The sequence below is a fragment of the Kitasatospora sp. NPDC057500 genome (genome assembly GCF_042802195.1).
Taxonomy (GTDB): domain Bacteria; phylum Actinomycetota; class Actinomycetes; order Streptomycetales; family Streptomycetaceae; genus Kitasatospora.
In genome coordinates this window covers 1-24,729 of record NZ_JBHVER010000062.1, presented here as the reverse complement: position 1 = coordinate 24,729, position 24,729 = coordinate 1, and the positions used below count along the sequence as shown (strand labels likewise).

19 protein-coding genes and 1 pseudogene are annotated in these 24,729 nt (G+C 74.9%); 4 read left to right on the top strand and 16 right to left on the bottom strand.

The features are described 5' to 3' along the window. Positions 1–36: 36 nt before the first annotated feature. From ACFU74_RS16000 to ACFU74_RS15980, 5 genes and pseudogenes are all read right to left on the bottom strand, one after another. A complete protein-coding gene (locus tag ACFU74_RS16000; RefSeq protein WP_376090262.1) occupies positions 37–1,104 on the bottom strand; it encodes a ParA family protein in 1,068 nt (355 codons plus the stop codon). Between the two features lie 474 nt (positions 1,105–1,578). Beyond that, a complete protein-coding gene (gene ald, locus ACFU74_RS15995; protein ID WP_380756852.1) occupies positions 1,579–2,694 on the bottom strand; it encodes an alanine dehydrogenase in 1,116 nt (371 codons plus the stop codon). 261 nt (positions 2,695–2,955) lie between these two features. Then, entirely contained in the window at positions 2,956–5,103 is a 2,148-nt protein-coding gene (locus ACFU74_RS15990) for an AAA family ATPase (protein WP_380756850.1), read from the bottom strand. Positions 5,104–5,365: 262 nt separating this feature from the next. After that, positions 5,366–6,010, bottom strand: coding sequence for an NUDIX domain-containing protein (locus ACFU74_RS15985; protein WP_380756876.1), 645 nt, complete (start codon positions 6,008–6,010; stop codon positions 5,366–5,368). A gap of 100 nt (positions 6,011–6,110) precedes the next feature. Further along, a pseudogene (locus ACFU74_RS15980) lies at positions 6,111–7,748 on the bottom strand (CTP synthase); the annotation flags it as partial. A gap of 816 nt (positions 7,749–8,564) precedes the next feature. Here ACFU74_RS15980 and ACFU74_RS15975 point away from each other — a divergent pair. Beyond that, positions 8,565–10,577 (top strand): glycoside hydrolase family 15 protein, encoded by a 2,013-nt coding sequence (locus ACFU74_RS15975; RefSeq protein WP_380756847.1) that lies wholly within the window; start codon positions 8,565–8,567, stop codon positions 10,575–10,577. 13 nt (positions 10,578–10,590) lie between these two features. Here ACFU74_RS15975 and ACFU74_RS15970 read toward each other — a convergent pair whose 3' ends face one another. The 3 genes from ACFU74_RS15970 to ACFU74_RS15960 all read right to left on the bottom strand — a co-directional run bounded on the left by ACFU74_RS15970 (position 10,591) and on the right by ACFU74_RS15960 (position 14,497). Next, a complete protein-coding gene (locus ACFU74_RS15970) occupies positions 10,591–11,760 on the bottom strand; it encodes a glycosyltransferase family 4 protein (protein ID WP_380756846.1) in 1,170 nt (389 codons plus the stop codon). 192 nt (positions 11,761–11,952) lie between these two features. After that, entirely contained in the window at positions 11,953–13,686 is a 1,734-nt protein-coding gene (gene recN, locus ACFU74_RS15965) for a DNA repair protein RecN (protein WP_380756874.1), read from the bottom strand. Between the two features lie 88 nt (positions 13,687–13,774). Next, on the bottom strand, positions 13,775–14,497 hold the full coding sequence (locus ACFU74_RS15960) for a YitT family protein (RefSeq protein ID WP_380756844.1): 723 nt from the start codon (positions 14,495–14,497) through the stop codon (positions 13,775–13,777). Positions 14,498–14,634: 137 nt separating this feature from the next. Here ACFU74_RS15960 and ACFU74_RS15955 point away from each other — a divergent pair, with 137 nt between their 5' ends. Then, positions 14,635–16,131, top strand: coding sequence for a PLP-dependent aminotransferase family protein (locus ACFU74_RS15955; RefSeq protein ID WP_380756842.1), 1,497 nt, complete (start codon positions 14,635–14,637; stop codon positions 16,129–16,131). 38 nt (positions 16,132–16,169) lie between these two features. Here the strand turns inward: ACFU74_RS15955 and ACFU74_RS15950 are convergent, their stop codons facing one another. The 4 genes from ACFU74_RS15950 to ACFU74_RS15935 form a co-directional block, all read right to left on the bottom strand. Then, the gene (locus tag ACFU74_RS15950) at positions 16,170–17,072 is read right to left on the bottom strand and encodes an NAD kinase (protein ID WP_380756839.1); all 903 of its coding nucleotides are present in this window, start codon (positions 17,070–17,072) and stop codon (positions 16,170–16,172) included. Positions 17,073–17,164: 92 nt separating this feature from the next. Beyond that, the gene (locus ACFU74_RS15945; protein ID WP_380756872.1) at positions 17,165–17,971 is read right to left on the bottom strand and encodes a TlyA family RNA methyltransferase; all 807 of its coding nucleotides are present in this window, start codon (positions 17,969–17,971) and stop codon (positions 17,165–17,167) included. 45 nt (positions 17,972–18,016) lie between these two features. Further along, positions 18,017–18,256 carry a hypothetical protein gene (locus ACFU74_RS15940; RefSeq protein ID WP_380756837.1) on the bottom strand — a complete coding sequence of 80 codons (240 nt, stop codon included), beginning with the start codon at positions 18,254–18,256 and terminating at the stop codon, positions 18,017–18,019. Beyond that, entirely contained in the window at positions 18,249–19,076 is an 828-nt protein-coding gene (locus ACFU74_RS15935) for a hypothetical protein (RefSeq protein WP_380756835.1), read from the bottom strand. The genes ACFU74_RS15940 and ACFU74_RS15935 overlap by 8 nt, the downstream gene beginning before the upstream one ends. A 186-nt stretch (positions 19,077–19,262) precedes the next feature. Between ACFU74_RS15935 and ACFU74_RS15930 the strand changes: the two genes are divergently transcribed. After that, on the top strand, positions 19,263–19,610 hold the full coding sequence (locus ACFU74_RS15930) for an alkyl sulfatase C-terminal domain-containing protein (protein WP_380756833.1): 348 nt from the start codon (positions 19,263–19,265) through the stop codon (positions 19,608–19,610). Positions 19,611–19,627: 17 nt separating this feature from the next. Here the strand turns inward: ACFU74_RS15930 and ACFU74_RS15925 are convergent, their stop codons facing one another. Beyond that, positions 19,628–20,671 carry an HAD-IIA family hydrolase gene (locus tag ACFU74_RS15925; protein WP_380756831.1) on the bottom strand — a complete coding sequence of 348 codons (1,044 nt, stop codon included), beginning with the start codon at positions 20,669–20,671 and terminating at the stop codon, positions 19,628–19,630. A 105-nt stretch (positions 20,672–20,776) separates the two neighbouring features. Then, positions 20,777–21,403, bottom strand: coding sequence for a tetratricopeptide repeat protein (locus ACFU74_RS15920; RefSeq protein WP_380756827.1), 627 nt, complete (start codon positions 21,401–21,403; stop codon positions 20,777–20,779). Positions 21,404–21,496: 93 nt separating this feature from the next. On the opposite strand from ACFU74_RS15920, the gene ACFU74_RS15915 reads away from it, so the two are divergent. Continuing rightward, the gene (locus ACFU74_RS15915; RefSeq protein WP_380756825.1) at positions 21,497–22,867 is read left to right on the top strand and encodes a DUF1015 family protein; all 1,371 of its coding nucleotides are present in this window, start codon (positions 21,497–21,499) and stop codon (positions 22,865–22,867) included. Positions 22,868–22,989: 122 nt separating this feature from the next. Here ACFU74_RS15915 and ACFU74_RS15910 read toward each other — a convergent pair whose 3' ends face one another. Both ACFU74_RS15910 and ACFU74_RS15905 read right to left on the bottom strand, forming a co-directional pair. Then, positions 22,990–23,865 carry a hypothetical protein gene (locus ACFU74_RS15910; RefSeq protein ID WP_380756822.1) on the bottom strand — a complete coding sequence of 292 codons (876 nt, stop codon included), beginning with the start codon at positions 23,863–23,865 and terminating at the stop codon, positions 22,990–22,992. Beyond that, a partial coding sequence (locus ACFU74_RS15905; RefSeq protein ID WP_380756820.1) for a hypothetical protein occupies positions 23,802–24,729 on the bottom strand: 928 nt, incomplete at its 5' end. The genes ACFU74_RS15910 and ACFU74_RS15905, both read right to left, overlap by 64 nt.

The window sequence follows — 24,729 nt, the reverse complement described above, 5'->3', positions numbered from 1 at the left end:
CGGTGGTCCGGAACAGCTCGTCGGCACCCGGGAGACTCACTCGGCGGGGCGGCACCGGTCGAGCACCTCCCTGGCGAGCTGGCGGTAGGCGGCGGCACCGACCGAATTGGTCGCGTACGTCGTGATCGGTTCGCCGGCGACGGTGGTCTCCGGGAATCGCACGGTCCGCCCGATGACGGTGTGGAAGACGTGGTCGCCGAACGCCTCGACGACGCGCGCCAGCACCTCGCGGCTGTGCACGGTGCGCGAGTCGTACATGGTGGCGAGGATGCCGTCCAGCCGCAGCTCGGGGTTGAGCCGCTCGCAGACCTTCTCGATGGTCTCGGTGAGCAGCGCGACGCCGCGCAGCGCGAAGAACTCGCACTCCAGCGGCACGATGACGCTGTGAGCGGCCGTCAGCGCGTTGACCGTCAGCAGGCCCAGCGAGGGCTGGCAGTCGATGATGACGTAGTCGTAGTCGGGCAGCAGCGGCTTCAGGGCGCGCGCCAGCGCGGACTCCCGGGCCACCTCGCTGACCAGCTGCACCTCGGCGGCGGAGAGGTCGATGTTGGACGGCAGCAGGTCCATGCCCGGCACGGCCGTCTTCAGCAGCACCTCGTCGGCCGTCAGCCCGCGCTCCATCAGCAGGTTGTAGACGGTGACGTCGAGTTCCATCGGATTGACGCCGAGGCCGACGGAGAGGGCGCCCTGGGGGTCGAAGTCGACGAGCAGCACGCGGCGGCCGTACTCGGCCAGCGCCGCGCCCAGGTTGATGGTCGACGTGGTCTTGCCGACGCCGCCCTTCTGGTTGCACATCGCGATGATCTGCGCGGGGCCGTGCTCGGCCACCGGCGCGGGGATCGGGAAGTAGGGCTGGGGGCGCCCGGTCGGGCCGATCCGCTCGCGGCGCTGGCGGGCGGCGTCGGGGGCGAGGGTGGCCGCGTACTCGGGGTCCGGCTCGTACTCGGCGTCCGGGTCGTCGTAGGCGCCGTAGGCGAACTCGCCGTAGGCCAGGCCGTGGGCCGGCAGTTCGGCGTCGTAGTCGGTCACCGTGGTCACCTGTGCTGTGTTCTGGCGTGCTTCGAAAGTACGGAGAGCGACCGAGCCGACCTCGGCCGAGCCCACGGAGGGCAGCCTGGCCCCGGACTCCTCACTCGGCTGGCCGGCGGTGTGCGCCGCCAGTCCTGGCTGACCACCCCCGGGAGCAAATGTCGACTCATTCACAAGTCGTCTTACCTCCTTGGGCATCCAGGACTCTATGTCGATTCGTCAGCGTGGCAGCATGCCGACGGTTTGCGACTCTAGGCCGTTCAAGGCGTTCGCAGCAACACAATCCACGGTAGTGGGCAGGATGTGTCGACGATCGGGCGACCCTCTGTCAAGGGATGCGAGGGCCCCTGACTCCGGCGATTCCGGGGTCGGGTGACACGACCGACGGAAATTGACGACAGAGCGACCCGCCCCCGCCGTCCCCGTTGTCATCACCGGATTCACCCCGTGTTCACACCGCGGTCGGGGACGCCCGGTGACCGCCCGTGCACGGGCACGGCGAAGCCCCCGGCCCGGAACGCACCGGGCCGGGGGCAACACACGTCACACTCAGGCGAGCACGGACTCCAGGGAGACCGACTCCAGGCCGAACGCCTCGGCGACGGCGGCGAAGGTGATCTGGCCCTCGTGCACGTTCAGGCCCTTGGCCAGCGCGGCGTCGCGGCGCAGCGCCTCCTTCCAACCGCGGTTGGCCAGCTCGACGACGTACGGCAGCGTCGCGTTGGTCAGCGCGTAGGTGGAGGTGTTCGGGACGGCGCCCGGCATGTTGGCCACGCAGTAGAAGACCGAGTTGTGGACCTTGAAGGTCGGCTCGGCGTGCGTGGTGGCGTGCGAGTCCTCGAAGCAGCCGCCCTGGTCGATGGCGATGTCGACGAGCACGGAGCCCGGCTTCATGCGGGAGACCAGCTCGTTGGTGACGAGCTTCGGGGCCTTGGCGCCCGGGATCAGCACGGCGCCGATGACCAGGTCGGCCTCGACGACGGCCTTCTCCAGCTCGAAGGCGTTGGACATGATGGCCTTGATCTTCGTGCCGAAGATCTTGTCGGCCTCGCGCAGCTTGTTGATGTCGCGGTCCAGCAGGGTCACGTCGTAGCCCATGCCGATGGCGATGGTGGCCGCGTGCCAGCCGGAGACGCCGCCGCCGATGACGACGGCCTTGGCCGGGTGGGTGCCGGGCACGCCGCCGGGCAGGGTGCCGCGGCCGCCGGCCGGGCGCATCAGGTGGTACGAGCCGACCTGCGGGGCCAGGCGGCCCGCGACCTCGGACATCGGGGCGAGCAGCGGCAGGGCGCCGTTGGCGAGCTGCACGGTCTCGTACGCGATGGCGGTGGTGCCGGAGGCGAGCAGCGCGTCGGTGCCGGGGCGGTCGGCCGCCAGGTGGAGGTAGGTGAAGAGGGTCTGGCCCTTGCGCAGGCGGTGGTACTCCTCCGCGATGGGCTCCTTGACCTTCAGCACCAGGTCCGCGGTGGCCCACACCTCGTCGGCGGTGGGGATGATGGTGGCACCGGCGGCCACGTACTCCTCGTTCGGGATCGAGGAGCCGACACCGGCGTTGTCCTCGATGTAGACCTCGTGTCCGTTGCGGACCAGCTCATGCACACCGGCAGGCGTGATGGCCACGCGGTACTCGTGGTTCTTGACCTCGCGGGGGATGCCGACCTTCACGGCTAAACACGTCCTCTTGCCATGGGGGTCCCTACCGGAGAAGACCGGCGGGCGACGCGCACGGGGGGAAGCCTCCGGAAGACACCGGGGCATGGATCGCTGCGCGACTAAGTTCGAGTGTAATGAAGCCCAGGCGGCCTGTCAGCCTTCCAAAGTGAATAAATCTGCCGGACACATTGGCAGGTTCGTAGGCTTCCTGCGTGATCTTCCTGTCAAAGGGGCACCGACCAGGCATCTTCGACAATACTCCCGAACCGCCCGCTACCACCCTGCGGAGACGCGTTCCCTCAGCTCCGCGAGGGCGGTGCCGACGGCCTCCCGGCCGTGTTCGTCGCCGAGCCTGCGCAGCACCGCGAGGGACGCCCGGTACTCCCGCTCGGCCTCCTCGAACCGGCGCTGGGCGGTGTGCGCCTCGGCCACCCTGGCCAGCAGCCTGGCCTCGGCGGCCTGGTCCCCCATCGACTGCCGCAGGCCCAGCGCCCGGCCGTACCAGTCGGCGGCGCGAACCGCGTCGCCGAGCGCCCGGTGGCAGCCCGCCGCGCCCTCCAGGGCACGGGCGCAGAGCGCCTCGTCGTCGGCGGACCTGGCGTGCTCCAGGGCGGCCCGGTAGTGGCCGGAAGCCTGCGCCCAGCCGCCCGCGGCGGCCTGGAGGTCGCCCAGGTTGAGCAGCGCGGCGGAGGCCCGGCGCGGACGGCGGTGCCGCTCGGCCACCGTGAGCACCAGCTCGTGCAGTTGGAAGAGGTCGGCGGGGGCGGCGGCGCCGGTCAGCGGCAGCGTCCGGAGCAGCGCGGTGACCAGTCGGCCGGCCGAGCCGTCGAGGTCGCCCTGGCCGATCGCGTCGGCGACCGCGCCGATCAGCAGGTCGCGCTCGCCGAGCAGCCACTGCCGGGCGTGCGCGGCGGAGGCCAGCCGCAGCGGGCCGGGCAGCGGGTCGGGGCCGGGCCCGGCGGCGGGGTCCAGCAGCGCCCGGGCGGACTCGGTGAGCCGGACCAGCCGCTCCAGCAGCCTGGCCCTGGCCAGCTCGATCTCGGCGGGCCGGTCCTCCCGCTCGCGCAGCCGGACCAGCCGGGGGTGCAGCCGGCCGGGGACGCGGTAGCGGGCGGTGCCGTCGGCGGCCGGCGGCTCCTCGGTGAGCAGTTCCCGCTCGGCGAGCGCGGCCAGCGTGCCGGCCGCCTCCGGGGCCGGGCAGCCGACCAGCGCGGAGGCGGTGCGCAGGTCGGCGCACTGGGCCGGGGCCAGGGTGAGCGCGCGCAGCATCCGCGCCTGGGCGGCGGGCAGGGTCGCGTAGGCGAGGGTGAAAGCGCCGATCAGCGGGTCGTTGTCCGGCACCGGGACGGGCTCGGCGGGCTCGGGATCGGGCCGCACCCAGGCGGCCGGGTCCCGGGCGGGCTCGGCCGGGGGCGTCACGACGGGCGCGGGAGCAGTGGCCCCGGGCTCCTCCCCGGCCCCGGCCCCGGCCCCGGTCCCCTTCCTCCGCCTGGCCTGCGCCTGCTTCGCGGCCTTCGCGCTCTTCTCCGGCTTCGCGGTGGCCGTCCCCGGCTTCTCCGCCGTCTCCGGCTTCTCGGGCCCCGCCTCCTCGACGGGCTTGCCCGCAGCCCCGGCCCCGCCGCCGGCCCCCGGAGCGGACGCCTCGGAGACCGCGCGGGCCAGTTCCTTCGCCGCCTCCGTCACCGCCAGCTTCGCGTTGCCGCGCAGCCGCCCGGCCATCAGCCGCAGCGCCGCCGGCTGGGAGCCGCAGGCCTCCGCCAGGTCCGCCGCGCCGACCGGGTCGCAGCTGATCCGCGTCCCGCTGACCAGGTCGCCGAGCAGTTCGGCGGCCGCCGGGCGGTCGAGCCCGCCGAGGATGACCGGGTCGATGTCCTCGATCCCGGTGAGCGGTCCGGCCGTGGTGGCCAGCACCAGGCAGCCCGGCTCGTCCGCCAGCAGCGGCCACAGCTGCCCGGCGTCGCGGACGTCGTCCAGCAGCAGCAGGACGCGCCGCCCGGTCAGCGCCCGGCGCAGCGCGACGCACGCCGGGTCGTCCCGCCCGTCCTCGACGGTGCCGGGCAGCGGGACGCCCGCGGTGTCCGCGCCGAGCTGCTCCAGCAGCCGACGGGCGACCCGGGCGGGCGCCACCCGGGCGCCGTCGGACGCGGACAGCCGGGCGAAGAGCACGCCGTCGGGGTACTGGGCGGCAACCGTGACGGCGAACCGCACGGCCAGCGCGGTCCGGCCGGAACCCGGCCGGCCGGCCAGCACCAGCACCGGGCTGCGGCCCTCCGCCGGACGCGCGGCGGCCGCCCGCAGTGCGGCCAGCTCGGCGCGCCGGCCGACGAACAGGGCGGGCCCGGCGGGCAGCCGGTCCAGCCCTGGAACCCGCTCGGCGGACGCACCGGGCCCGGCCTCCGTCGTCACCGTCGTCCTCGCCACCCGTGCCACTCCCGACGTCGCCCGCGCTCACCGGAGGCGGCCCGCAGCGGACGCCCCGTCTGCGAAGCGTAGTTCGGCCGTCCGCTCGCGCCGAGGTGACATCCGGTCGTACGAATCGGCAAATCACCCCGCCGGCCGAGCGACCGTCCCCCACCCGCCCGAGCTCCCGCGGGCAAGCAGTACCCGCCCGCCCCGGCGCCTGCCCGGGCACGTGCGGGCGGGCCCACGCCGGGGGCGGGCCGAGCCCCAGGAAGGCCGAGGCCTAGGAAAAGGGCCGCGCCGGCCAAGGGGAGTCCGCGGGGCGCAGCGCCTCCAGGCCGCCCGGCCCGTGCAGGGCCGCGTGGAGCGCCAGGGTGCCGGTGATCAGGGTGGGGTTGTGCAGCTCGCCGGCGTGGATCAGCCGGACCAGCTCCTCCACCGGCACCTGGGCGGACTCCAGCTCCAGCTCCTCCCCGTGCGCCTGGTAGCGCCGCCCCTCCGCCTCGGCGAGGTCGGTGGCCAGGAAGAGCCGCAGCGCCTCGTCCGTCCCGCCGGGCGAGGTGTAGAAGTCGACCAGCACCCGCCAGCTGCCCGCCTTGCAGTGCGCCTCCTCGTACAGCTCGCGCTGGGCGGCGTGCAGCGGGTTCTCGCCGGGCACGTCGAGCAGGCCGGCCGGCAGCTCCCAGAGGCGCTGGCGCACGGGGTGGCGGTACTGGCGCAGAATCAGCACCCGCTGCTGGTCGTCCAGTGCGAGGACGGAGACCGAGCCGGGGTGGGTCTGGTAGTCGCGGCGGGCCCAGCTGCCGTCGGGCATCCGGACCTCCTCGCTGCGCACGCCGGTGACCTTCCCCTGGAACGGCGTGGTGCTCCCCCGCACCTCCCACTCCTCGGCCCGGTCGGCGACATCGGCGGTCCTGCGGTCGTCCATCACGTCTCCCCTTTTCGTCAGTACGACACAATCTAACGCCGGACGGGGGGCCCCCCGGAAAAGCGGGGGCCCCCGCCCCTGGGAAGCGGGTGGCCAAAACGGCGTCGGCCGGGGGCGGGGTGTCCGCCATAGCGGGCGTAAACACGCCCCCGCACACCGGGTGCGGGCGGGTCGGCCGGGACTTCAGCTCCGGGTGGGCCTGGGTGGCCACCAGGTAGGGGTGCACCTCGCGCGGGTACTCGACGTACTCGACCAGGTCGCCCTTCGGGGAGAGGCCCGAGAAGATCAGGCCGGTCTTCTCCAGGTCGGCCCGGTAGGCGTTGTTGACCTCGTAGCGGTGGCGGTGGCGCTCCTCGACGTACTGCTCGCCGTTGTAGACCTCGCGGACGATCGAGCCCTCGGCGAGCTTGGCCGGGTACAGGCCCAGGCGCATGGTGCCGCCCAGGTCGCCCTTGCCGTCGACGATGGCCAGCTGCTCGGCCATGGTGGAGACGACCGGGTGCTTGGCGGCGGCGTCGAACTCGGTGGAGTTGGCCTCGGGCAGGCCGGCCAGGTTGCGGGCGGCCTCGATGACCACGCACTGCAGGCCCAGGCAGAGGCCCAGCAGCGGGATCCGGTTCTCGCGGGCGTAGGTGATCGCGCCGACCTTGCCGTTGACGCCGCGGTCGCCGAAGCCGCCGGGGATGCAGATCGCGTCGACGTCGCCGAGCTGCTCCTGCGCGCCCTCGGGGGTCTCGCAGTCGTCGGAGGTGACCCACTTGATCTCGACCCGGGCGTTGTTGGCGAAGCCGCCGGCGCGCAGCGCCTCGGTCACCGACAGGTAGGCGTCCGGAAGGTCGATGTACTTGCCGACCAGCGCGACCTTGACGATGTGCTGCGGCTCGTGGACGCGGCGCAGCAGGTCGTCCCAGGTGGTCCAGTCCACGTCGCGGAACGGCAGGTCGAGGCGGCGGACGACGTAGGCGTCCAGGCCCTCGCCGTGCAGCACCTTGGGGATGTCGTAGATCGACTTGGCGTCGATCGCGGCGACCACGGCCTCCTCGTCGACGTCGCACATCATCGAGATCTTGCGCTTGATGGCCTGCGGGACCTCGCGGTCGGCGCGCAGCACGACGGCGTCGGGCTGGATGCCGATGTTGCGCAGCGCGGCGACGGAGTGCTGGGTCGGCTTGGTCTTCAGCTCGCCCGAGGGGCCGATGTAGGGGAGCAGGGAGACGTGCACGAAGAAGACGTTGTCCCGGCCGACCTCGTGGCGGACCTGGCGGACGGCCTCCAGGAAGGGCAGCGACTCGATGTCGCCGACGGTGCCGCCGACCTCGGTGATCACCACGTCGACGTCCTCGGTCGCCATACGGCGGATCCGGGACTTGATCTCGTTGGTGATGTGCGGGATGACCTGGACGGTGTCGCCCAGGTACTCGCCGCGGCGCTCCTTGGCGATGACGGTCGAGTACACCTGGCCGGTGGTGACGTTGGCCGAGCCGTGCAGGTTCGTGTCCAGGAACCGCTCGTAGTGGCCGATGTCGAGGTCGGTCTCGGCGCCGTCGTCGGTGACGAAGACCTCACCGTGCTGGAACGGGTTCATGGTGCCCGGGTCCACGTTGAGGTACGGGTCGAGCTTCTGCATCGTGACGCGCAGGCCGCGGGCCTTGAGCAGGGCGCCGAGGCTGGAGGCGGTGAGGCCCTTGCCGAGCGACGAGGCGACACCCCCGGTGACGAAGAGGTGCTTGGTCGTCACGGCGCGGCCGTTCGATGCCTTGCCGGAATGGGGCTGTGCCAAGAGGGGGCTCCCGTGGGTCGCGAGTCGAAGGTGACGTGGTGGGAGGCTCGCGGCGCGCCGTCCCGACGAGGAGGGCGGTGCGGGGCACGGCACCCGGGGGGTCGTCGGTTCGGCCGGTCCGGGGCGTTTGATCCCACCGGTCCACGGGATACCAGGGTAACAGTGACCCGGCGCGGACGCGTTCCGGGCCGCTTCCGCGCGGCGCCGGCGGGCCGGATTCCCGGGCGGGATCCGCCGGGTCGCTCCGGGGGCGTACGCCGGGCGCGCCACCGGCGCACCTCCCGGCGCAGTTGTCACACGAGTCGCACCACCGGCCCGAGCGGGCCACCCCGCAATGGTCCGGACCAGCTCGGCCGGGCCATCACGGATCCCCACTTCGAACCATCCGGAGCTGATCCTTCCGAGCCATCCTGGCGGACTCCCCCGCGATGCGCGGTATTTCCGCCGAAATGCGGCGCCGCATCGCGCTGTGCCCGCGTGCTTCGCCCCTTTCGTCCGTCGTAAGCTGCTCGGACGCATCGCCGACAACACGAGCACGCGGAGGGCGTGGGAGGGTCAGGAACCTCTCGGTCCCCGATGCGCGACCGGACCTCCCCGTAATTACTTGCTCTCCCACCACCCAGAGGCTCGACCGAGCCCTCGTGGACACTCCAGCAAGGCCCTCCACCACCCCGCGGAGGGCCGGACGTCCCGGGGTGGCCCCGGTCCCGCCACACCGCTGGCTCCCCCTCGGATCGCCGATGCGTCGTGACCACATTGCGAACTGGAGATCACGTGGCCGGCCGTATCGAGGACTACGCACTCATCGGGGACATGCAGACCGCCGCCCTCGTCAGCAGGGACGGAGCGGTGGACTGGCTCTGCCTGCCCCGATTCGACTCGCCGGCGGTCTTCGCCGGCCTGCTCGGCACCGACGAACACGGCTTCTGGCGAATCGGCCCCGCCGAGGCGGTGGCCACCGACCTGCCCGCCCCCGCCGCCGAGCCCGCCCCCGCCGCCGCCCCGGCCGCCGCACGGGCCCGGCTCACCGACACCGGTGACCTGCGGGTCCCGCCGCCGACCGCCGCCGCCCCCGCCGTACCGGCCGACCGCCGCCGCTACCGGGGCGACTCGCTGATCCTGGAACAGGAGTGGGACACCCAGGGCGGCACCGTCCGGGTGATCGACTTCATGCCGCCCCGGCCGCTCGCCGGCAAGGACGCCGTCCCGCAGGTGATCCGGATCGTCGAGGGCGTGGCGGGCGCCGTGCGGATGCGCTCCGCGGTGCGGATGCGGTTCAGCTACGGCCGGGTCGTGCCCTGGGTGCACCGGGTCGAGCAGCCCGACGGCGGCCACCGCACCGTCGCCGTGGCCGGGCCCGACTCGGTGTGGCTGGACGGCGAGGCCGACACCTACGGCCGCAACCTCACCACCTACGCCGACTTCACCGTCTCGGCCGGCGAGCGGATCGCCTTCGCGCTCACCTGGCAGGCCTCCCACCTGGAGCCGCCGAAGGCCCCGGACGCCGAGGAACTGCTCGACGCCACCGCCGACTTCTGGCACGAGTGGGTCGGCCAGTGCACGTACCAGGGCCCCTACCGGGAGGCCGTGGTCCGCTCCCTGATCACCCTCAAGGGCCTCACCTACGCCCCCACCGGCGGGATCGTCGCCGCCCCCACCACCTCGCTGCCCGAGGACATCGGCGGCGAGCGCAACTGGGACTACCGCTACACCTGGCTGCGCGACGCCGCGATCACCCTCTCCTCGCTGCTGCGCACCGGCTACCGCGAGGAGGCCCGCGCCTGGCGCGAGTGGCTGCTGCGCGCGGTCGCCGGCGACCCGGAGAACCTGCAGATCATGTACGGCATCGCCGGCGAGCGCGAGCTCACCGAGTCCTCGCTGGACTGGCTGCCCGGCTACGAGGGCTCCCAGCCGGTGCGGGTCGGCAACGGCGCGGCCGGCCAGCTCCAGCTGGACGTCTACGGCGAGGTCGTCGAGGCGCTGCACCTGGCCCACATGACCGGCCTGGTCCGCAACGACCACGCCCACCACCTCCAGCTGCGGCTCATCGAGTACCTGGAGGAGCACTGGCAGGAGCCGGACGAGGGCATCTGGGAGGTGCGCGGCCCGCGCCGGCACTTCGTCCACTCCAAGGTGATGGCCTGGGTGGCCGTCGACCGCACCATCAAGCTGCTGGAGCAGACCCCCGAGGACGCGCCGGACGGCGGCCACCTGGAGCGCTGGCGGGAACTGCGCGACACCATCCACCGGGACGTCTGCGAGCGGGGCTACGACCCGGGCCGCAACACCTTCACCCAGTACTACGGCGGCAAGGAGCTGGACGCCTCGCTGCTGCTCATCCCGCAGGTCGGCTTCCTGCCCCCGGACGACAAGCGCGTCATCGGCACCATCGAGGCGATCCAGCGCGAACTCGCCACCGAGGACGGCTTCGTGCTGCGCTACCCGACGCACGACGAGAGCGGCAACAACGTCGACGGCCTCTCCGGCCACGAGGGCGCCTTCCTGGCCTGCTCGTTCTGGCTCGCCGACGACCTCGCGATGATCGGCCGGGTGCAGGAGGCGCGCGAGCTGTTCGACCGGCTGCTGTCGCTGCGCAACGACCTCGGGCTGCTCGCCGAGGAGTGGGACCCGCGGCTCAAGCGGCAGGTCGGCAACTTCCCGCAGGCGTTCAGCCACGTCCCGCTGATCGACACCGCGCTGCGGCTGACCGCCTGCGGCGGCGCCTACCTCTCCGCCCAGCCGGACGGCCTGGCCGCCGACCGGGCCGGCGAGCAGGCCACCGTCTGAATCCGCCGGACGGCTACCGGTTGCGCTGCACCAGCTCGTCGTAGGTGCTGAGCACCTGGGCGACGGTGGCGGCCTCGTCCGGCCAGGTGTCCGCCTGCTGCCGGCCGGCCGCCACCAGGCGCTCGCGGCGCGCCGGGTCGGCCAGCAGTGCGCGCACCGCCCGGCCGATCGCCGCCGCGTCACCGGGCGGGACCAGCACGGCGGCGTCGCCGACCAGTTCGGGGATGCCGCCGACGGCCGTGGCCACCACCGGCACGCCTGCCCGCATCGCCTCCTGGACCACCAGCGAGCGGGCCTCCCAGCGGCTGGAGACCACCAGCACGTCGGCGGCGGCCAGCAGGTCGGGCACGTCGGTGCGGTAGCCGAGCAGCCGCACCGGCAGCTTCTCGGCCGCCACCCGCTCACGCAGCCCGGCGGCCTCCGGGCCGTCCCCGGCGAGCAGCAGCAGCGGCTGCGGGTCCGCCGCGGACAGCTCCCCGGTGGCGTCCAGCAGCAGCCCGAACGCCTTCTGCGGGACGAGCCGGCCGACCGCGAGCACCAGCGGGCGGTCCGGCCCCCCGCCGAGCAGCGCCGCCCGGGCCTGCGCGCGCTCCAGCCGGCCCTCGGGCATCGGCGGCGCGGCGACCGGGCCGAGCCTGGCGTCGGTGGCGCCGAGCTCGCGGGCCCGGGCCACCAGGTCCGAGGAGGCGCCGAGCACCAGGTCGGCGGCGCGCGCCACCCGGCGCTCCATCAGCCGCTGGAGCCGGCGCTCCATACCGGTGGCGAGCAGCGCGTGGTGCGCGGTGACCACCAGCGGCGTCTCCGGGCGCAGGCCCGGGAAGCGGCCCGCGGTGCGCAGCGCGAGGTCGGACAGCAGCGCCGCGCGCAGGCCGTGGGCGTGCACCACGTCGGCGCCGGTGAACGCCCGGCGCAGTTCGCCGATGGCGGTGGCGTCGCTGCGGGCGCCCGCGGTCGGGGTGATGTCGACCAGGTGGAACCGGGCGCCGGTGCGGGAGAAGCCGAACAGCGCGTCCGCGCCGGCGGGGGCGCACACCGTGACGGTCACTCCGTGCGCGACCAGGCCCTGTGCCAGGGAGCGCACATGCGCACCGATGCCGCCCGTACTGGCGGCCAGGACGAGCACCACGCTGAGCTGCCCCGGTTCGGGGGTGGCCGCGGCGGCCCGGGCGGCGGAATGGTCCACGTCGTCTCGCATCCGACTCGATCAGCTACGCGCGCCCCGGACGGGGGTTTCCCTCCGGCGGCGCTCGGGACAGGAAGGCCAGTGTCCAGCGGCCACCATGCCAGGTCGGCGGCCCTCTTGGACAGTCGGCGCCCCCGGCGGGGCGCGTCGTGGCCGGTCCGTGAGGGCCGCCGGAGCGGACCGGGCCTCCGACTAGCGGCGCCGGGGGGCGCGGGCCGCGGCGAGCAGCTCCTCGGCGTGTGCCCGGCCCAGCTCGGAATCCTCCAGGCCGGCCAGCATCCGGGAGAGCTCGCGCACCCGCTCCTCGTCGCTCAGCACCTTGACGCCGCTGCGGGTCACGGTGCCGTCGTGGGTCTTCTCGACCACCAGGTGGCGGTCGGCGAAGGCCGCCACCTGCGGCAGGTGGGTGACCACGACGACCTGGGCGCTCTCGGCCAGCTTGGCGAGCCGGCGGCCGATCTCGACCGCCGCCTTGCCGCCGACGCCCGCGTCCACCTCGTCGAACAGGTAGGTGGGGACGGGGTCGGCACCGGCGAAGACCACCTCGACGGCGAGCATCACCCGGGACAGCTCGCCGCCCGAGGCGCCCTTGGCGATCGGCCGGGGCTGGGCGCCGGGGTGCGGGGCGAGCAGCACCTCGACCTCGTCCACGCCGTGCGGGCCGTAGGCGACGGTGCGGCCCTCGATCTCGATCCCGGACAGGTCGTCCAGCCGGCTGATCGCGAAGGTCACCCGGGCGTGCGGCATCGCCAGCTCGGCGAGCTCGGCGGAGACGGCCTCCGCGAAGCGCCCCGCGGCGGCCTGCCGGGCGGCCGACACCTCGGCCGCGAGGTCGGCCAACTCGGCGCGCAGCGCGGTCTCCTGTGCGCCGAGCTCGTCGATCCGCTCGTCGTCGCCGTCGAGCTCCGTGAGCCGCGCGGATCCGGCCTCGGCCCAGGCGATCACCTCGGCCAGGGTGTTCTCGGGGCCGCCGTACTTGCGCAGCAGCTGGGCCAGGACGGCCCGGCGGTCCTCGACGGCGGCGAGGCGCACCGGGTCGGCGTCCAGGTCGTCGGCGTAGCCGGCCAGGTCGCCGGCGACGTCCGCGAGCAGGTAGCCGACCTCGTTGAGGCGGTCGGCGAGGGCGGCGAGCCGCTCGTCGTGGTGGCGGACGGCCTCCACCGCGCGGCGGGCCTGGGCGAGCAGGGTGCCCGCGTCCAGCGCCTCCGGGTCGGCCGGGTCGCCGGCCAGCGCGGCGTGCGCCAGGGTGGCGGCGGAGGAGAGCGCGTCGGCGTGGCCGAGCCGCTCGGCCTCGGCGGACAGCTCCTCGTCCTCGCCGGCCACCGGTTCGGCGGCGGCGACCTCGTCCAGGCCGAAGCGCAGCAGGTCGGCCTCCTGGGCGCGCTCGCGGGCCCGGGTGGTCAGCTCCTCCAGGGTGGCGGAGACCTCGCGCAGCCGGCGGTAGACCTCGCGGTAGCGGGCCAGCAGCTCGGCGACGGACTCGCCCGCGTACCGGTCCAGGGCGCCGCGCTGGCGGGCCGGGCGCAGCAGCCGCTGCTGATCGGTCTGGCCGTGCACCGCGATCAGGTCCTCGCCGAGTTCGGCGAGCAGGCCGACCGGGACGGACCGGCCGCCGACGTGGGCGCGGGAGCGCCCCTCGGCGGAGACGGTCCGGCTGATCAGCAGCGCGCCGTCGTCCAGTTCGGCGCCCGCCTCCACCGCCCGGGCCGCCACCGGGGAGCCGGCGGGCAGTTCGAGGCGGCCCTCGACGACCGCGCGGGCACTGCCGTTGCGTACCAGGCCCGGGTCGGCGCGGCCGCCGAGCAGCAGGCCGAGGCTGGTCACCACCATGGTCTTGCCGGCGCCGGTCTCGCCGGTCACGGCGGTGAAGCCGGGGGCGAGCTCGACGACCGCGTCGTCGATGACCCCAAGATCCCGTATCCGCATCTCGTCCAACACGGAGACGACCTTACGAGGTTCCGCCCCCGCCGCGCGACGAGCGACAACGACGCGCGGCAACTCCGTACCCGGAAGTTCACCCCTTCCGGGAGTCGACGGCCCCCTCCGCGCGCCCGGCCCGCCGGGCCGCGGTGGGGACGGTGCACCAGGGCAGGAAGAACTGCGCGAGGGGGCCGATGGCCAGCGCGTAGGCGACGGTGCCGATGCCGACGGTGCCGCCGAGCAGGAAGCCGGCGGCCAGCACGATCAGCTCGATGCCGGTGCGGATCAGCCGCAGCGAGCCGCCGGTGCGCCGGTGCAGGCCGGTCATCAGGCCGTCGCGCGGTCCCGGGCCGAGCCGGGCGCCGATGTAGAGGCCGGTGGCCAGGCCGTTGAGCACGATCGCGCCCGTCATCAGCGCGATCCGCGCCGGCAGCGCCCCGGGGGCGTCGACGAGGCTCACCGTGGCGTCCATGGCGGCGCCGATCACCAGCACATTGGCGACGGTGCCGAGGCCCGGCAGCTGCCGCAGCGGAATCCACAGCAGCAGCACCAGCGCGCCGCAGATCGTCACCCAGGCGCCCACCGAGAGCCCGAAGGTGCCCTGCAAGCCCTGGTGGAAGACGTCCCAGGGGTCGAGCCCGAGGCCGGAGCGGAGCATCAGGCCCATGCTGGCCCCGTAGAGCGCGAGGCCGCCGAACAGCTGCGGCAGCCGGCGGCCGAGGGCGTGGGTGTCGCCCAGCACGCGGACGGCGAGGCCCGGGCGCTCGGGGTCGCCGGACGGGGACGGGGACGGGCGGGTGCTCACGCTGGTGGCCATGGAATCTCCGAGCAGGTGGTGCTGCACCGCCGTGGCGCGAAGCCCGACGGTGGCGGACTCAACGGCCGCCCTGCCATGATGGCCAGGCCAATACGGCCCGCGACAGGGCCAATCCCCAGCAAGTGGACTGATGAGCCATGGCCGACTGGCAGACCACCGTCACCTCCGCGGCGCTCGCCCGGCTGCTCGCCACCGCGCGGCTGCCCGAGCCGGCCGGCGCCGCCCGCCGCCCCGCCTACCGCACGCTGGCCGCCCAGGTCCGGCTGCTGGTCTCCGAGGGCCGGCTGCCGGTCGGCGCCCGGCTGCCCGCCGAACGCGAGCTGGCCCTCGCCCTGCGGCTCAGCCGCACCACCGTGGCCACCGCCTACGAGGCGCTGCGGGCCGACGGCTACCTGCGCAGCCGCCGCGGCTCCGGCAGCTGGACCGCCCTGCCCGAGGGCTCGGCCCCGCCCAGCGACGCCCTGCACCCGGTGCCGCCGGACGAGCAGGGGCGCACCCTGGACCTCGGGGTCGCCGCGCTGCCCGCCCCGCAGCCCTTCCTCTCCGCGGCCGCCGCCCGCGCCGTCGAGCAGCTGCCCGCGTACGCCGCCGGGCACGGCCACTACCCGACCGGCGTCCCGGTGCTGCGCGAGGCGGTCGCCCGCCGCTTCACCGAGCGCGGACTGCCGACCACGCCCGACCAGATCCTGATCACCATCGGCGCGATGGGCGCCCTGCACCTGGTCCGCCAGGCCCTGCTCGGCCGCGGCGACCGGGTCGCCGTCGAGGCGCCCAGCTACGCGCACACCCTCCAGGCCCTGCGGCTCAACGAGGCCCGGCTGGTCCCCGTCCCGCTCACCCCCGCGTTCACGTGGGACCTCGCCGAGTGGCGCCGGGTGCTGAGCGGGGCCGCGCCCAAGGCCGCCTACGTCATCCCCGACTTCCACAACCCCACCGGCGCGCTGATCGACGAGGAGCAGCGGCGCGAGCTGCTCGCCGCCGCCCGCTCCGCCGGCACCGTCGTACTGGCCGACGAGACCACCGCCGAACTCGGCTGGGGCCTGCCCGAGGGCGTCACCCCGCCCCGCCCCACGGCGGCCCTGGACCGCGCCGCCCAGGTGGTCACCGTCGGCTCGGCCGGCAAGCTGCTCTGGGGCGGCCTGCGGATCGGCTGGGTGCGCGCCGCGCCCGCCCTCGTCCGCCGGCTGGCCACCACCCGGGTCTACAGCGACGTCGGCGCGCCCGTCCTGGACCAGCTGATCGCCGCCGAGCTGCTGACCGGGGACCTGCCGGCCGTCCGTGCCCACCAGCTGGCCCGGCTGCGGGACACCGCCGGGGCGCTGGACGCCGCCCTGCGCGAGCAGCTGCCGCACTGGCGGTTCGCCCTGCCGCCGGGCGGGCTGTCGCTCTGGGTCGCCACCGGCGGGGTCTCCGGCGCGGCGCTGGCCCGCGCCGGAGAGCGCGCCGGGGTCCGGATCGCCGCCGGCAACCGGTTCGGCTCCGACGGCGCCTTCGAGCACCACATCCGGATCCCGCTCACCGTGGCCGCCCCCGCCGCGCCGGACGCCGTCCGCCGGCTCGCCGAGGTCGCCGTCCGCGCCGAGGAGGAGGGCCGCTGGCAGGGCTCCGACGACACCCAGCCCCTCGCGGTCTGACGGCCCGCCGCCACGGGCGGGCCGTCAGAGCGGGGCGGTCACTGGGTGTCGGCCCGGCCGCGCCAGCCGGTCACCGGCAGCGCGAACTTCGCCACCAGCCGGTCGGTGAACGGCGCCCGGTGCAGCCGGGCCAGCCGCACCGGGGTCTGCCCCCGGCGGACCTCGACCCGTGCCCCGGCGGGCAGTTCCACCGAGCGCCGGCCGTCGCACCACAGCACCCCGTGCGGGGTCTTCGGCTGCACCTCCACCGCCAGCACCGAGTCCGGCGAGGTCACCAGCGGGCGGGCGAACAGCGCGTGCGCGCTGATCGGCACCATCAGCAGCGCCTCCACCTCCGGCCAGACCACCGGCCCGCCGCCGGAGAACGCGTACGCGGTCGACCCGGTCGGCGTGGCGCACACCACCCCGTCGCAGCCGAAGTTGGAGACCGGACGGCCGTCCACCTCGGTCACCACCTCCAGCATCCGCTCCCGGGCCGCCTTCTCGATCGAGGCCTCGTTCAACGCCCAGTCGTGGTGCACCACGTCGCCGTTGGTGCGGACGATCACGTCGAGGGTCATCCGCTCCTCGACCTCGTAGTCCGCCTCGACCACCCGCTCGACCACCACCGCCAGGTCGTCCCGCTCCGCCTCGGCCAGGAACCCGACCCGGCCCAGGTTGATGCCGAGCATCGGCAGGCCGTGCTCGCGGGCCAGCTCGGCCCCGCGCAGCAGCGTCCCGTCCCCGCCCGCGACCAGGATCAGCTCGCAGCCGTCCGCCGCGCCCGGGCCGCCGGCCACCGTCTCCACCCCGGTCGGCAGGTCCAGGTCGACGGCCTCGGCCGCCAGCAGTCTGATCCGGATCCCCGCCTTGAGCAGGCCGTGCACCAGTCCTTCGACGCTGCGCAGTGCCGCCTCGCGGCCCGTGTGCGCGATCAGGAAGACCGTACGTTCATCACTCATGCCCGCTGCCCTCTCCCTACGCCGGCCGGGTCCCCGTCGGCCCGGTACGGCCGCGCCACCCAGCATGACGGACCGGACGTCCCCAGAGCACCCTATCGGGGGCCCTCGGCGACGGCCCGGTCCGCCTCCGCGGGGTCCAACGGGGGCGCGTCCCGGCGCATCCACAGGAAGTACTCGACATTTCCGGACGGTCCGGGCAGGGGGCTCGCGGTGACCGCCCGCACGCCCAGCCCGAGCTCCCACGCCTGCCCCGCCACCTGGCGCACCATCTCGGCGCGCAGCTGCGGGCTGCGCACCACCCCGCCGCTGCCGAGGCGCTCCTTGCCGATCTCGAACTGCGGCTTGACCATCAGCACCAGGTCCGCGTCCTCGGCGGCGCAGCCGGCCAGCGCGGGCAGCACCAGGCCCAGCGAGATGAACGACAGGTCGCCGACCACCAGGTCGACCTCGGTGCCGCCGATCATCTCAGGGGTGAGCTCGCGGACGTTGGTGCGGTCCATCACGGTGACCCGCTCGTCGCTCTGCAGCGACCAGGCCAGCTGCCCGTAGCCCACGTCCACCGCCAGTACGTGCGCCGCCCCGGCGCGCAGCAGCACGTCGGTGAACCCGCCGGTGGACGCGCCCGCGTCCAGCGCCCGGCGGCCCTCGACGACCAGGCCCTGCGGGAGGAACGCCGCGAACGCCCCGGCGAGCTTGTGGCCGCCGCGCGAGACGTAGTCGGGGTCGTTCTCGTCCTTGGCCACCACGACCGCCGCCGAGGTCTCCACCTGGGTGGCCGGCTTGGTCGCGGTGGTCCCGCCGACGGTCACCCGGCCGGCCGCGATCAGCTCGGAGGCCTGCTCCCGCGACCGGGCCAGCTTGCGGCGGACCAGCTCCGCGTCGAGTCGGCGTCGTGCCACTGCCACTGGTGTTTCAGCTCCTACGGATGGTTCTCGTTCGCCCGGTCAGTCCCGGTCGAGGGCGGCCAGCGTGTCGGCCAGCCGCTGATGGACATCTTCGTACACCGCGAGGTGCGCGTCGGTCGGCACCCCGTCCAGCGCCTCCAGCCGGGCCAGGCCGGCGTCCACCGCCGGGTGCCCGGTGGCGGTCAGCTCGACGCCGAGCGGTTGCGGCTCACCGGCGCCGGGCACAGGGGCGGGGGCGGGGGTGGGACCGGGATCGGTCGGGGGCTGCGGATCAGGCATCGGGCTTCTTCGTGGTGGTCCGGCGCACGGTGGTCTTCCTGGTCGCGGTCCGCTTGGCGGGCGGCTGGTCCTGGCCCGCCTCGGCGGCCTTCCGCGCGGTCGTGGTCCGCTTGGCGGTCGCGGTCTTCTTGACGGCCGTCTTCTTCACCGCGGTCTTCTTCGCGGCCGACTTCTTCCCGGCCGCGGTCTTCTTCGCGGCGGCGGGCTTCTTCCCGGTGGTCTTCTTCGCGGCGGCCGGCTTCTCGGCCGCCGCCTCCTTCACCGGGGCGACGGGGGCAGCCGGAGCCGCCGGGGCGGCCCGCGCGACGGGGACCTCGCCGACCGGCGGCACCGGCGGGTCCACCTCCACCGGCTCGTCCACCGCTATCCGCTCGGCCTCCGCCGAACCCGCCGTCTCCTGCTCCCAGCCCTCCCCGAACAGCCCGCCGGCCCGGGGCGCGGGCGCGGCCGGCGCGGACCCGTCCCGCTCCGCCGCGTCGTCCTCCTCGACCTCGCGCAGCTTGTTCTCCAGGTAGGCCAGCACCACGCCCACCTTGGTCACCTGGTCGCCGACCCGCTCGAAGACCTTCTCGACCTCACCGCGCGCCACCCCCACCGCGAGGTCCACCCCGGCCCGGCCGGCGGTCACCGCCTCCTCGGCCAGCGTCTGGAGCGACTTCGCCGACGGCGGGAACTGACCGCCCAGCCGCCGCTCCACCTCCGCGACGTCGATCCCGCCCTTCTCCAGCAGGTCGGCCGCCGTCCCGACGACGCGCTTGCCGACCTCCTCCACCAGTACGGCCGCGGCCACCACCGCTCCTCGCACCGTCCTCGGCAGCATCCGGGTGCCTCCCATTCGCCTGCGCGCATCGCTTCCGTCGCGTCGACGCCCGGACGAATCCGGGCATCCCACAGACGACGCTACCGCCAAATACGTCCTGCGGTACCGTGGCCCGGCAGTCACCCGCCGCCGGACCCGGCCACCCGCCGGAGCGCCGCGGCCCGCCGAAGGAGGGGATCCGCCGCCATGGCCGACGCCGAGGAGTGCCGCGAGGCTCTGGAGCAGCTCAGCCGCAACCTCGCCAAGGCCACCGGCGACGTCCGCAAGGCCGCCGGGCTGGACCGCTCGCTCAGCTGCCGGATCACCGACCTCGACCTCACCTTCACCGGGCGGCTGCGCGAGGGCAGCATCCAGGACCTCAAGGAGGCGCCCGGCCTCCCCACCGAGAAGGCCGACCTGCGGCTCACCATGAGCAGCGACGACCTGGTCGCCCTGGTCGGCGGCCGGCTCAACTTCGCCTCCGCCTGGGCCGGCGGCCGGGTCAGGCTGGAGGCGGGCTTCCGCGACCTGCTGCGGCTGCGCACCCTGCTCTGACCCGGCCGGTCGGCCTCCTAGAACCCGAGCTCGGCCAGCGCCTTCCGGCCGTCCGCCGGCCCGCCGTCCGCGTCCAGCGCGGTCCACGCCGCCGCGCACAGCGCCCGCAGCCCGTCCCAGCGGTCCGCGCCGACGCCCTCCAGCCGCAGCACGCCGTCCTGCGCCGTCGCGACGAAGCCGCCGCAGGAGAAGCCGCCGCCCGGCTGCGCCGTGACCGCCGCATGGCCGGTCAGCAGCCCCCGCAGGTCCGCCGCCAGATAGGTCGGCCGGTGCTCGGCCGGGGCCGCCAGCAGCTGCGCCGCCGTCGTCACCCCGGTGAAGACCAGCAGGCTGTCCACCCCGCCGTTGAACGCGCCCTCGATGTCGGTGTCCAGCCGGTCGCCGACCACCAGCGGCCGCTTCGCGCCGGTCCGCAGCACCGTCTCCCGGTGCATCGGCGGCAGCGGCTTGCCCGCCACCTCCGGCTCCACCCCGGTCGCCGCCCGCACGGCCGCCACCAGCATGCCGTTGCCCGGCGCGATGCCGCGCGCGGTCGGCACCGTCACATCGGTGTTGGACGCCACCCACGGCAGCCCGGACTGCACCGCGTACGAGGCCTCCGCCAGCTGCGTCCAGCCCACCGAGGCGTCGAAGCCCTGGACCACCGCGAGCGGCTCCTCGGCCAGCGTCCGGACGGCGACCAGCCCGCGCTCGGCCAGCGCCTCCTCCAGCCCCAGCCCGCCCACGACCAGCACCTTCGCACCGGCCGGCAGCTTGTCGGCGAGCACCCGGGCCGCCGCCTGCGCGGAGTTGATCACATCCGCCGGCTCTGCCGGTACGCCCAGCTCGCTCAGGTGCGCGGCCACCACCCGGGGCGGGCGGGAGGCGTTGTTGGTCACGTACGCCAGCCGCATCCCGGCCGCGCGGGCCGCCGCCAGCGAGTCCACGGCGTGCTCGATCGCGTACGGTCCGGCGTACACCACGCCGTCGAGGTCCAGCAGTGCCGTGTCGTACGCCTCGGTCAGCGGCAGCTCGCTGCCGCCCGGGGCGGTCCGTCGCACGGTGGTGGCCGTCTCGGTCATGCCTGCTCTACCTCACTCATCGCGTCAGTCGTGCTCGTCGGTGCTCGTCGGTGCTGGTCGGTGCTGGTCGACGCCGTCGGCGCCACGGGCACCGGCCGTCCGGTCTCAGCCGTCCCGCCGGTCCCGCTCACCCGTCGGCTCCGGGCCCGCCGTGGTTCCCGGCTCCGGTCCGGAAGCCCGGCCCTCCGGCGCGTCCTGCGCCCCGGCCGGCGGCTCCAGGTACCCCGGCGCCCCCGGCAGCAGCGGGCCGAACGCCCCGGCCCGGGCCGCCAGCGTCGCCCGGGTCTGCCGCAGCGCGGCCCGGTAGTGGTCGATGTCCGGCCGCATCGCCACGGCCAGCGCCAGATGCTCGGCGGAGGTCTCGAAGTCACCCAGCCGGGCCGCCGCCACGCCCCACCCGAACTGAGCGTAGTCGTCCGACGGATCCGCCAGCGCCACGGCCCGGAAGTTCTCCAGCGCCGCCGCGTACGCGCCCGCGTCGAACTGCGCCCGGGCGAGCGCCTCCCGGATGCTGCGCGAGGCCGGCTCCGCCGCGGCCGCCCGCGCCAGCAGCTGCTCGGCCGCCGCCGGATTGCCCTGGGCGAGCAGCTTCACACCCCGGCGGAACCACTCGTAGACGTCCCCCGCCGGATCCCCCGACCGCCGCTGCTGCCCGGGCACGCCGCCGCCACCGACGGCCCCGGCCGTGCCGCCACCTGCGCCTTCGTCCACCCGCTCGTCGCGCTCGTCCACGCCGTACCTCGCCCTCGGTCCACGACACCCGCCGCCGGACCGGCACGGGTGTTCCGATCTCTGAACAACGCGTACCCGGTTACGATGCCCAGAATGAGCACACCCAGTGCAGAAAGCGGAGCGGAGTCTCCGCACGGCGGCCCCGGCGATCCCGGGCACGTCGCCACCGCAGGTCTGTCCCTGTCCCCCTTCCGCGGCCTCAGGTACGTCCCCGACCGGGTCGGAGCCCTGGCCGCCGTCACCTCGCCCCCGTACGACGTGGTCGACCCCGGCCGCAGGCTCGACCTGGAGACCGCCGACCCGCACAACGTCGTCCGGCTGATCCTGCCGCGCCCCGAACCGGAGGACACCGGCGACCGCCCCGACCGCGACACCCGCTACCGGCACGCCGCCCGGCTGCTGCGCGAGTGGCAGCGCGAGGGCGTCCTGGCCGCCGACCCCGTGCCGGCCCTGTACGTCTACGAGCAGCGGGTCCCCGCCACCGACGACACACCCGAGGTGCTGCAGCGCGGCCTGATCGGCGCCCTCGCGATCAGCGGCAACGAGGCCGGCGTGGTCCTCCCCCACGAGGACGTGATGCCCCGGCCGGTCGCCGACCGGGTCGGCCTGATGCGCACCACCCGGGCCAACCTCGAACCGCTGCTGCTCACCTACCGCGGCAGCGGCGGCGCGTCCGACGTGGTCGAACGCGCGGTGGGCGGCGAACCGCTGCTCACCACGACCACCTCCGACGGCACCCACCACCGCCTGTGGGCGGTCACCGACCCCGCCGAGATCGGCGCCGTCGGCCGCGACCTGGCCACCTGCCGCGCCCTCATCGCCGACGGCCACCACCGCTGGGAGATGTACCTTCGGCTCCAGCGCGAGCACCGCCACCTGCCGCGCAGCCCCTGGGACCGGGGCCTGGTGCTGCTCGTCGACACCGCCCGCTACCCGCTGCGGGTGCGGGCCATCCACCGGGTGCTGTACCGCCTGCCGGTCACCGAGGCCCTGCGGCGGCTCGGCGACCAGTGGCGGGTCAAGGAGGTCCCCGGCCCGCTGGACACCGCCCTCCAGGCGCTCGCCGAGCAGAAGCGCCACGGCGGCAGCGGCTTCCTGCTGACCGGCGGGGACGGCGTCTACCGGCTGGTCGGCGACCCCGACGAGACCCTGCTCGACGCCACCGTGCCGCACGACAAGCCCGAGGAGTGGCGCCACCTGGACGCCACCGTGCTGCACTCCACCCTGCTCGACCACACCTGGCGGATCCCCGACAGCCCCGACGACATCGGCTACCTGCACACGGCCGCCGCCGCCGAACGCGAGGCCGCCCGCAGCGGCGGGACGGCCGTGCTGCTGCACCCGGTGCGGGAGAGCGTCGTCCGCCGGCTCGCCGAACAGGGCGTCACCATGCCGCGCAAGTCCACCTCCTTCGGCCCGAAGCCGGCCACCGGGCTGGTGCTGCGCAACCTCGAACTCGGCTGACGCGGCCGGTGGCCGGCCCCGGCCGCCGGTGGCCGGTGGCCCGGCCGGAACGCAGTGAGGCCCTGCCGCACTCCGGATCTCCCGGGGTGCGGCAGGGCCTCACTCGTCGTCAGGACCGACGCCTACTTGTCGGACTCGCCGCCGTCCTTGGCCGCCTCGTCGGCTTCGTCGGCCTCATCGGCCTTCTCCGCCCGCTCGGGGACCACGCCGTCGAAGTCCTCGTCGATTTCGAGGTCGTCCTCGTCGTAGTACTCCTCGACGTCCTCCTCGTCCTCGAAGATGACCTTCTCGTCCGAGGCCTCGCCGCCCTTGCGCTTGGCCGGCTCGACGACCGCCGGCTCGGTCTCCTCGTCCGCGAACTCGGGGTCGAGGGCGTCCACGAACTCCACGCCGTCGATCTCGGCGAGGCGCTCGGCGGCGTTGGTGGTGCCGTCGCTGTCCGCCTCGACGGCCTTGGCGAACCAGTCGCGGGCCTCCTCACCACGGCCGGCCGCGATCAGCGCCTCGGCGTAGGCGTACCGCAGACGCGCGGTCCACGGGTGCACGGCGGGCGAGGCCAGCTCGGGGCTCTGCAGGGTGACGACGGCCGCGTCGAACTGCTCCATGTCGGTACGCGCACCGGCCGCGACCAGGCGCATCTCGACCTGACCGGCCTTGTCCAGCTGCTTGACCTCGGGCTCGCCGGCCATCGCCAGCGCCCGCTCCGGGCGGCCCAGGCCGCGCTCGCAGTCGGCCATGACCGGCCACAGGTCCGTCCGGCCGGTCATCCGGCGGGCGGCGCGGAACTCGGTCAGCGCCTCCGAGTAGCGCTGGGTCATGTAGGAGGCGAAGCCGGCCGCCTCACGGACGGCAGCGACGCGGGAGGCGAGCCGCAGCGCGACGCGCGAGTACTGGTAGGCCTCCTCCGGCTCGCTGTCGAGCAGGCGGGCGACCATCACCAGGTTGCGGGCGACATCGTCGGCGAGCGTCTTGGGCAGGCTCTTGAGCTCCTGGCGCACATCCGCGTCGATCTCGAAGCCGGTGACGTCCTCCGGGATCGGCAGGCGCTTGACCGGCTCGTAGTTGCCCCGGCGGTCGTCCTGGTCCCGGCCACCGCGCTCGTCACGGCCACCGCGGTAGCCGCCACGGTCGTCGCGCCCGCCACGGAAGCCACCGCGGTCACCCCGGTCGTCACGGCGGAAGCCGCCACGGTCGCCACCGCGCTCGTCACGGCCGCCCCGGAAACCGCCGCGGTCGCCCCGGTCGTCACGGCGGAAGCCGCCGCGGTCGCCACCACGGTCGTCGCGGTCCCGGAACGGACGGTCGTCGCGACGCGGACGGTCGTCACGGTCATCACGACGGAACCCACCCGGACGGTCGTCCCGACGGAAGCCACCGCCGGCCGGGCGGTCGCCCCGGTCGTCACGGCGGAAACCGCCACCAGCCGGACGGTCGTCACGACGGAAACCGCCGCGCTCGCCACCACGGTCGTCACGGTCCCGACCGAAGCCACCCGACGGACGGTCGTCACGACGGAAACCGCCGCCGGCCGGGCGGTCGCCCCGGTCGTCCCGACGGAAGCCACCGCGGTCGCCACCACGGTCGTCACGGCCACCACGGTCGTAGCCACCCGGGCGGTCATCGCGGCGGAACCCGCCACGGTCGCCGTAGGGGCGGTCGTCACGGCGGAAGCCGCCGCGGTCGCCACCGCGGTCGTCACGGTCCCGGCCGTACCCGCCCGACGGACGGTCGTCACGACGGAAACCGCCGCGGTCGCCACCACGGTCATCGCGGTCCCGGAACGGACGGTCGTCGCGACGCGGACGGTCGTCACGGTCATCACGACGGAACCCACCCGGACGGTCGTCCCGACGGAAGCCACC

Excerpts from the sequence above, each read along its gene's own strand:
- ACFU74_RS15985 (WP_380756876.1), bottom strand. The coding sequence starts at position 6,010 with ATGGACGACCGCAGGACCGCCGATGTCGCCGACCGGGCCGAGGAGTGG.
- recN (WP_380756874.1), bottom strand. The coding sequence starts at position 13,686 with ATGCGGATACGGGATCTTGGGGTCATCGACGACGCGGTCGTCGAGCTC.
- ACFU74_RS15960 (WP_380756844.1), bottom strand. The coding sequence starts at position 14,497 with ATGGCCACCAGCGTGAGCACCCGCCCGTCCCCGTCCCCGTCCGGCGAC.
- ACFU74_RS15955 (WP_380756842.1), top strand. The coding sequence starts at position 14,635 with ATGGCCGACTGGCAGACCACCGTCACCTCCGCGGCGCTCGCCCGGCTG.
- ACFU74_RS15950 (WP_380756839.1), bottom strand. The coding sequence starts at position 17,072 with ATGAGTGATGAACGTACGGTCTTCCTGATCGCGCACACGGGCCGCGAG.
- ACFU74_RS15940 (WP_380756837.1), bottom strand. The coding sequence starts at position 18,256 with ATGCCTGATCCGCAGCCCCCGACCGATCCCGGTCCCACCCCCGCCCCC.
- ACFU74_RS15935 (WP_380756835.1), bottom strand. The coding sequence starts at position 19,076 with ATGCTGCCGAGGACGGTGCGAGGAGCGGTGGTGGCCGCGGCCGTACTG.
- ACFU74_RS15930 (WP_380756833.1), top strand. The coding sequence starts at position 19,263 with ATGGCCGACGCCGAGGAGTGCCGCGAGGCTCTGGAGCAGCTCAGCCGC.
- ACFU74_RS15925 (WP_380756831.1), bottom strand. The coding sequence starts at position 20,671 with ATGACCGAGACGGCCACCACCGTGCGACGGACCGCCCCGGGCGGCAGC.
- ACFU74_RS15915 (WP_380756825.1), top strand. The coding sequence starts at position 21,497 with ATGAGCACACCCAGTGCAGAAAGCGGAGCGGAGTCTCCGCACGGCGGC.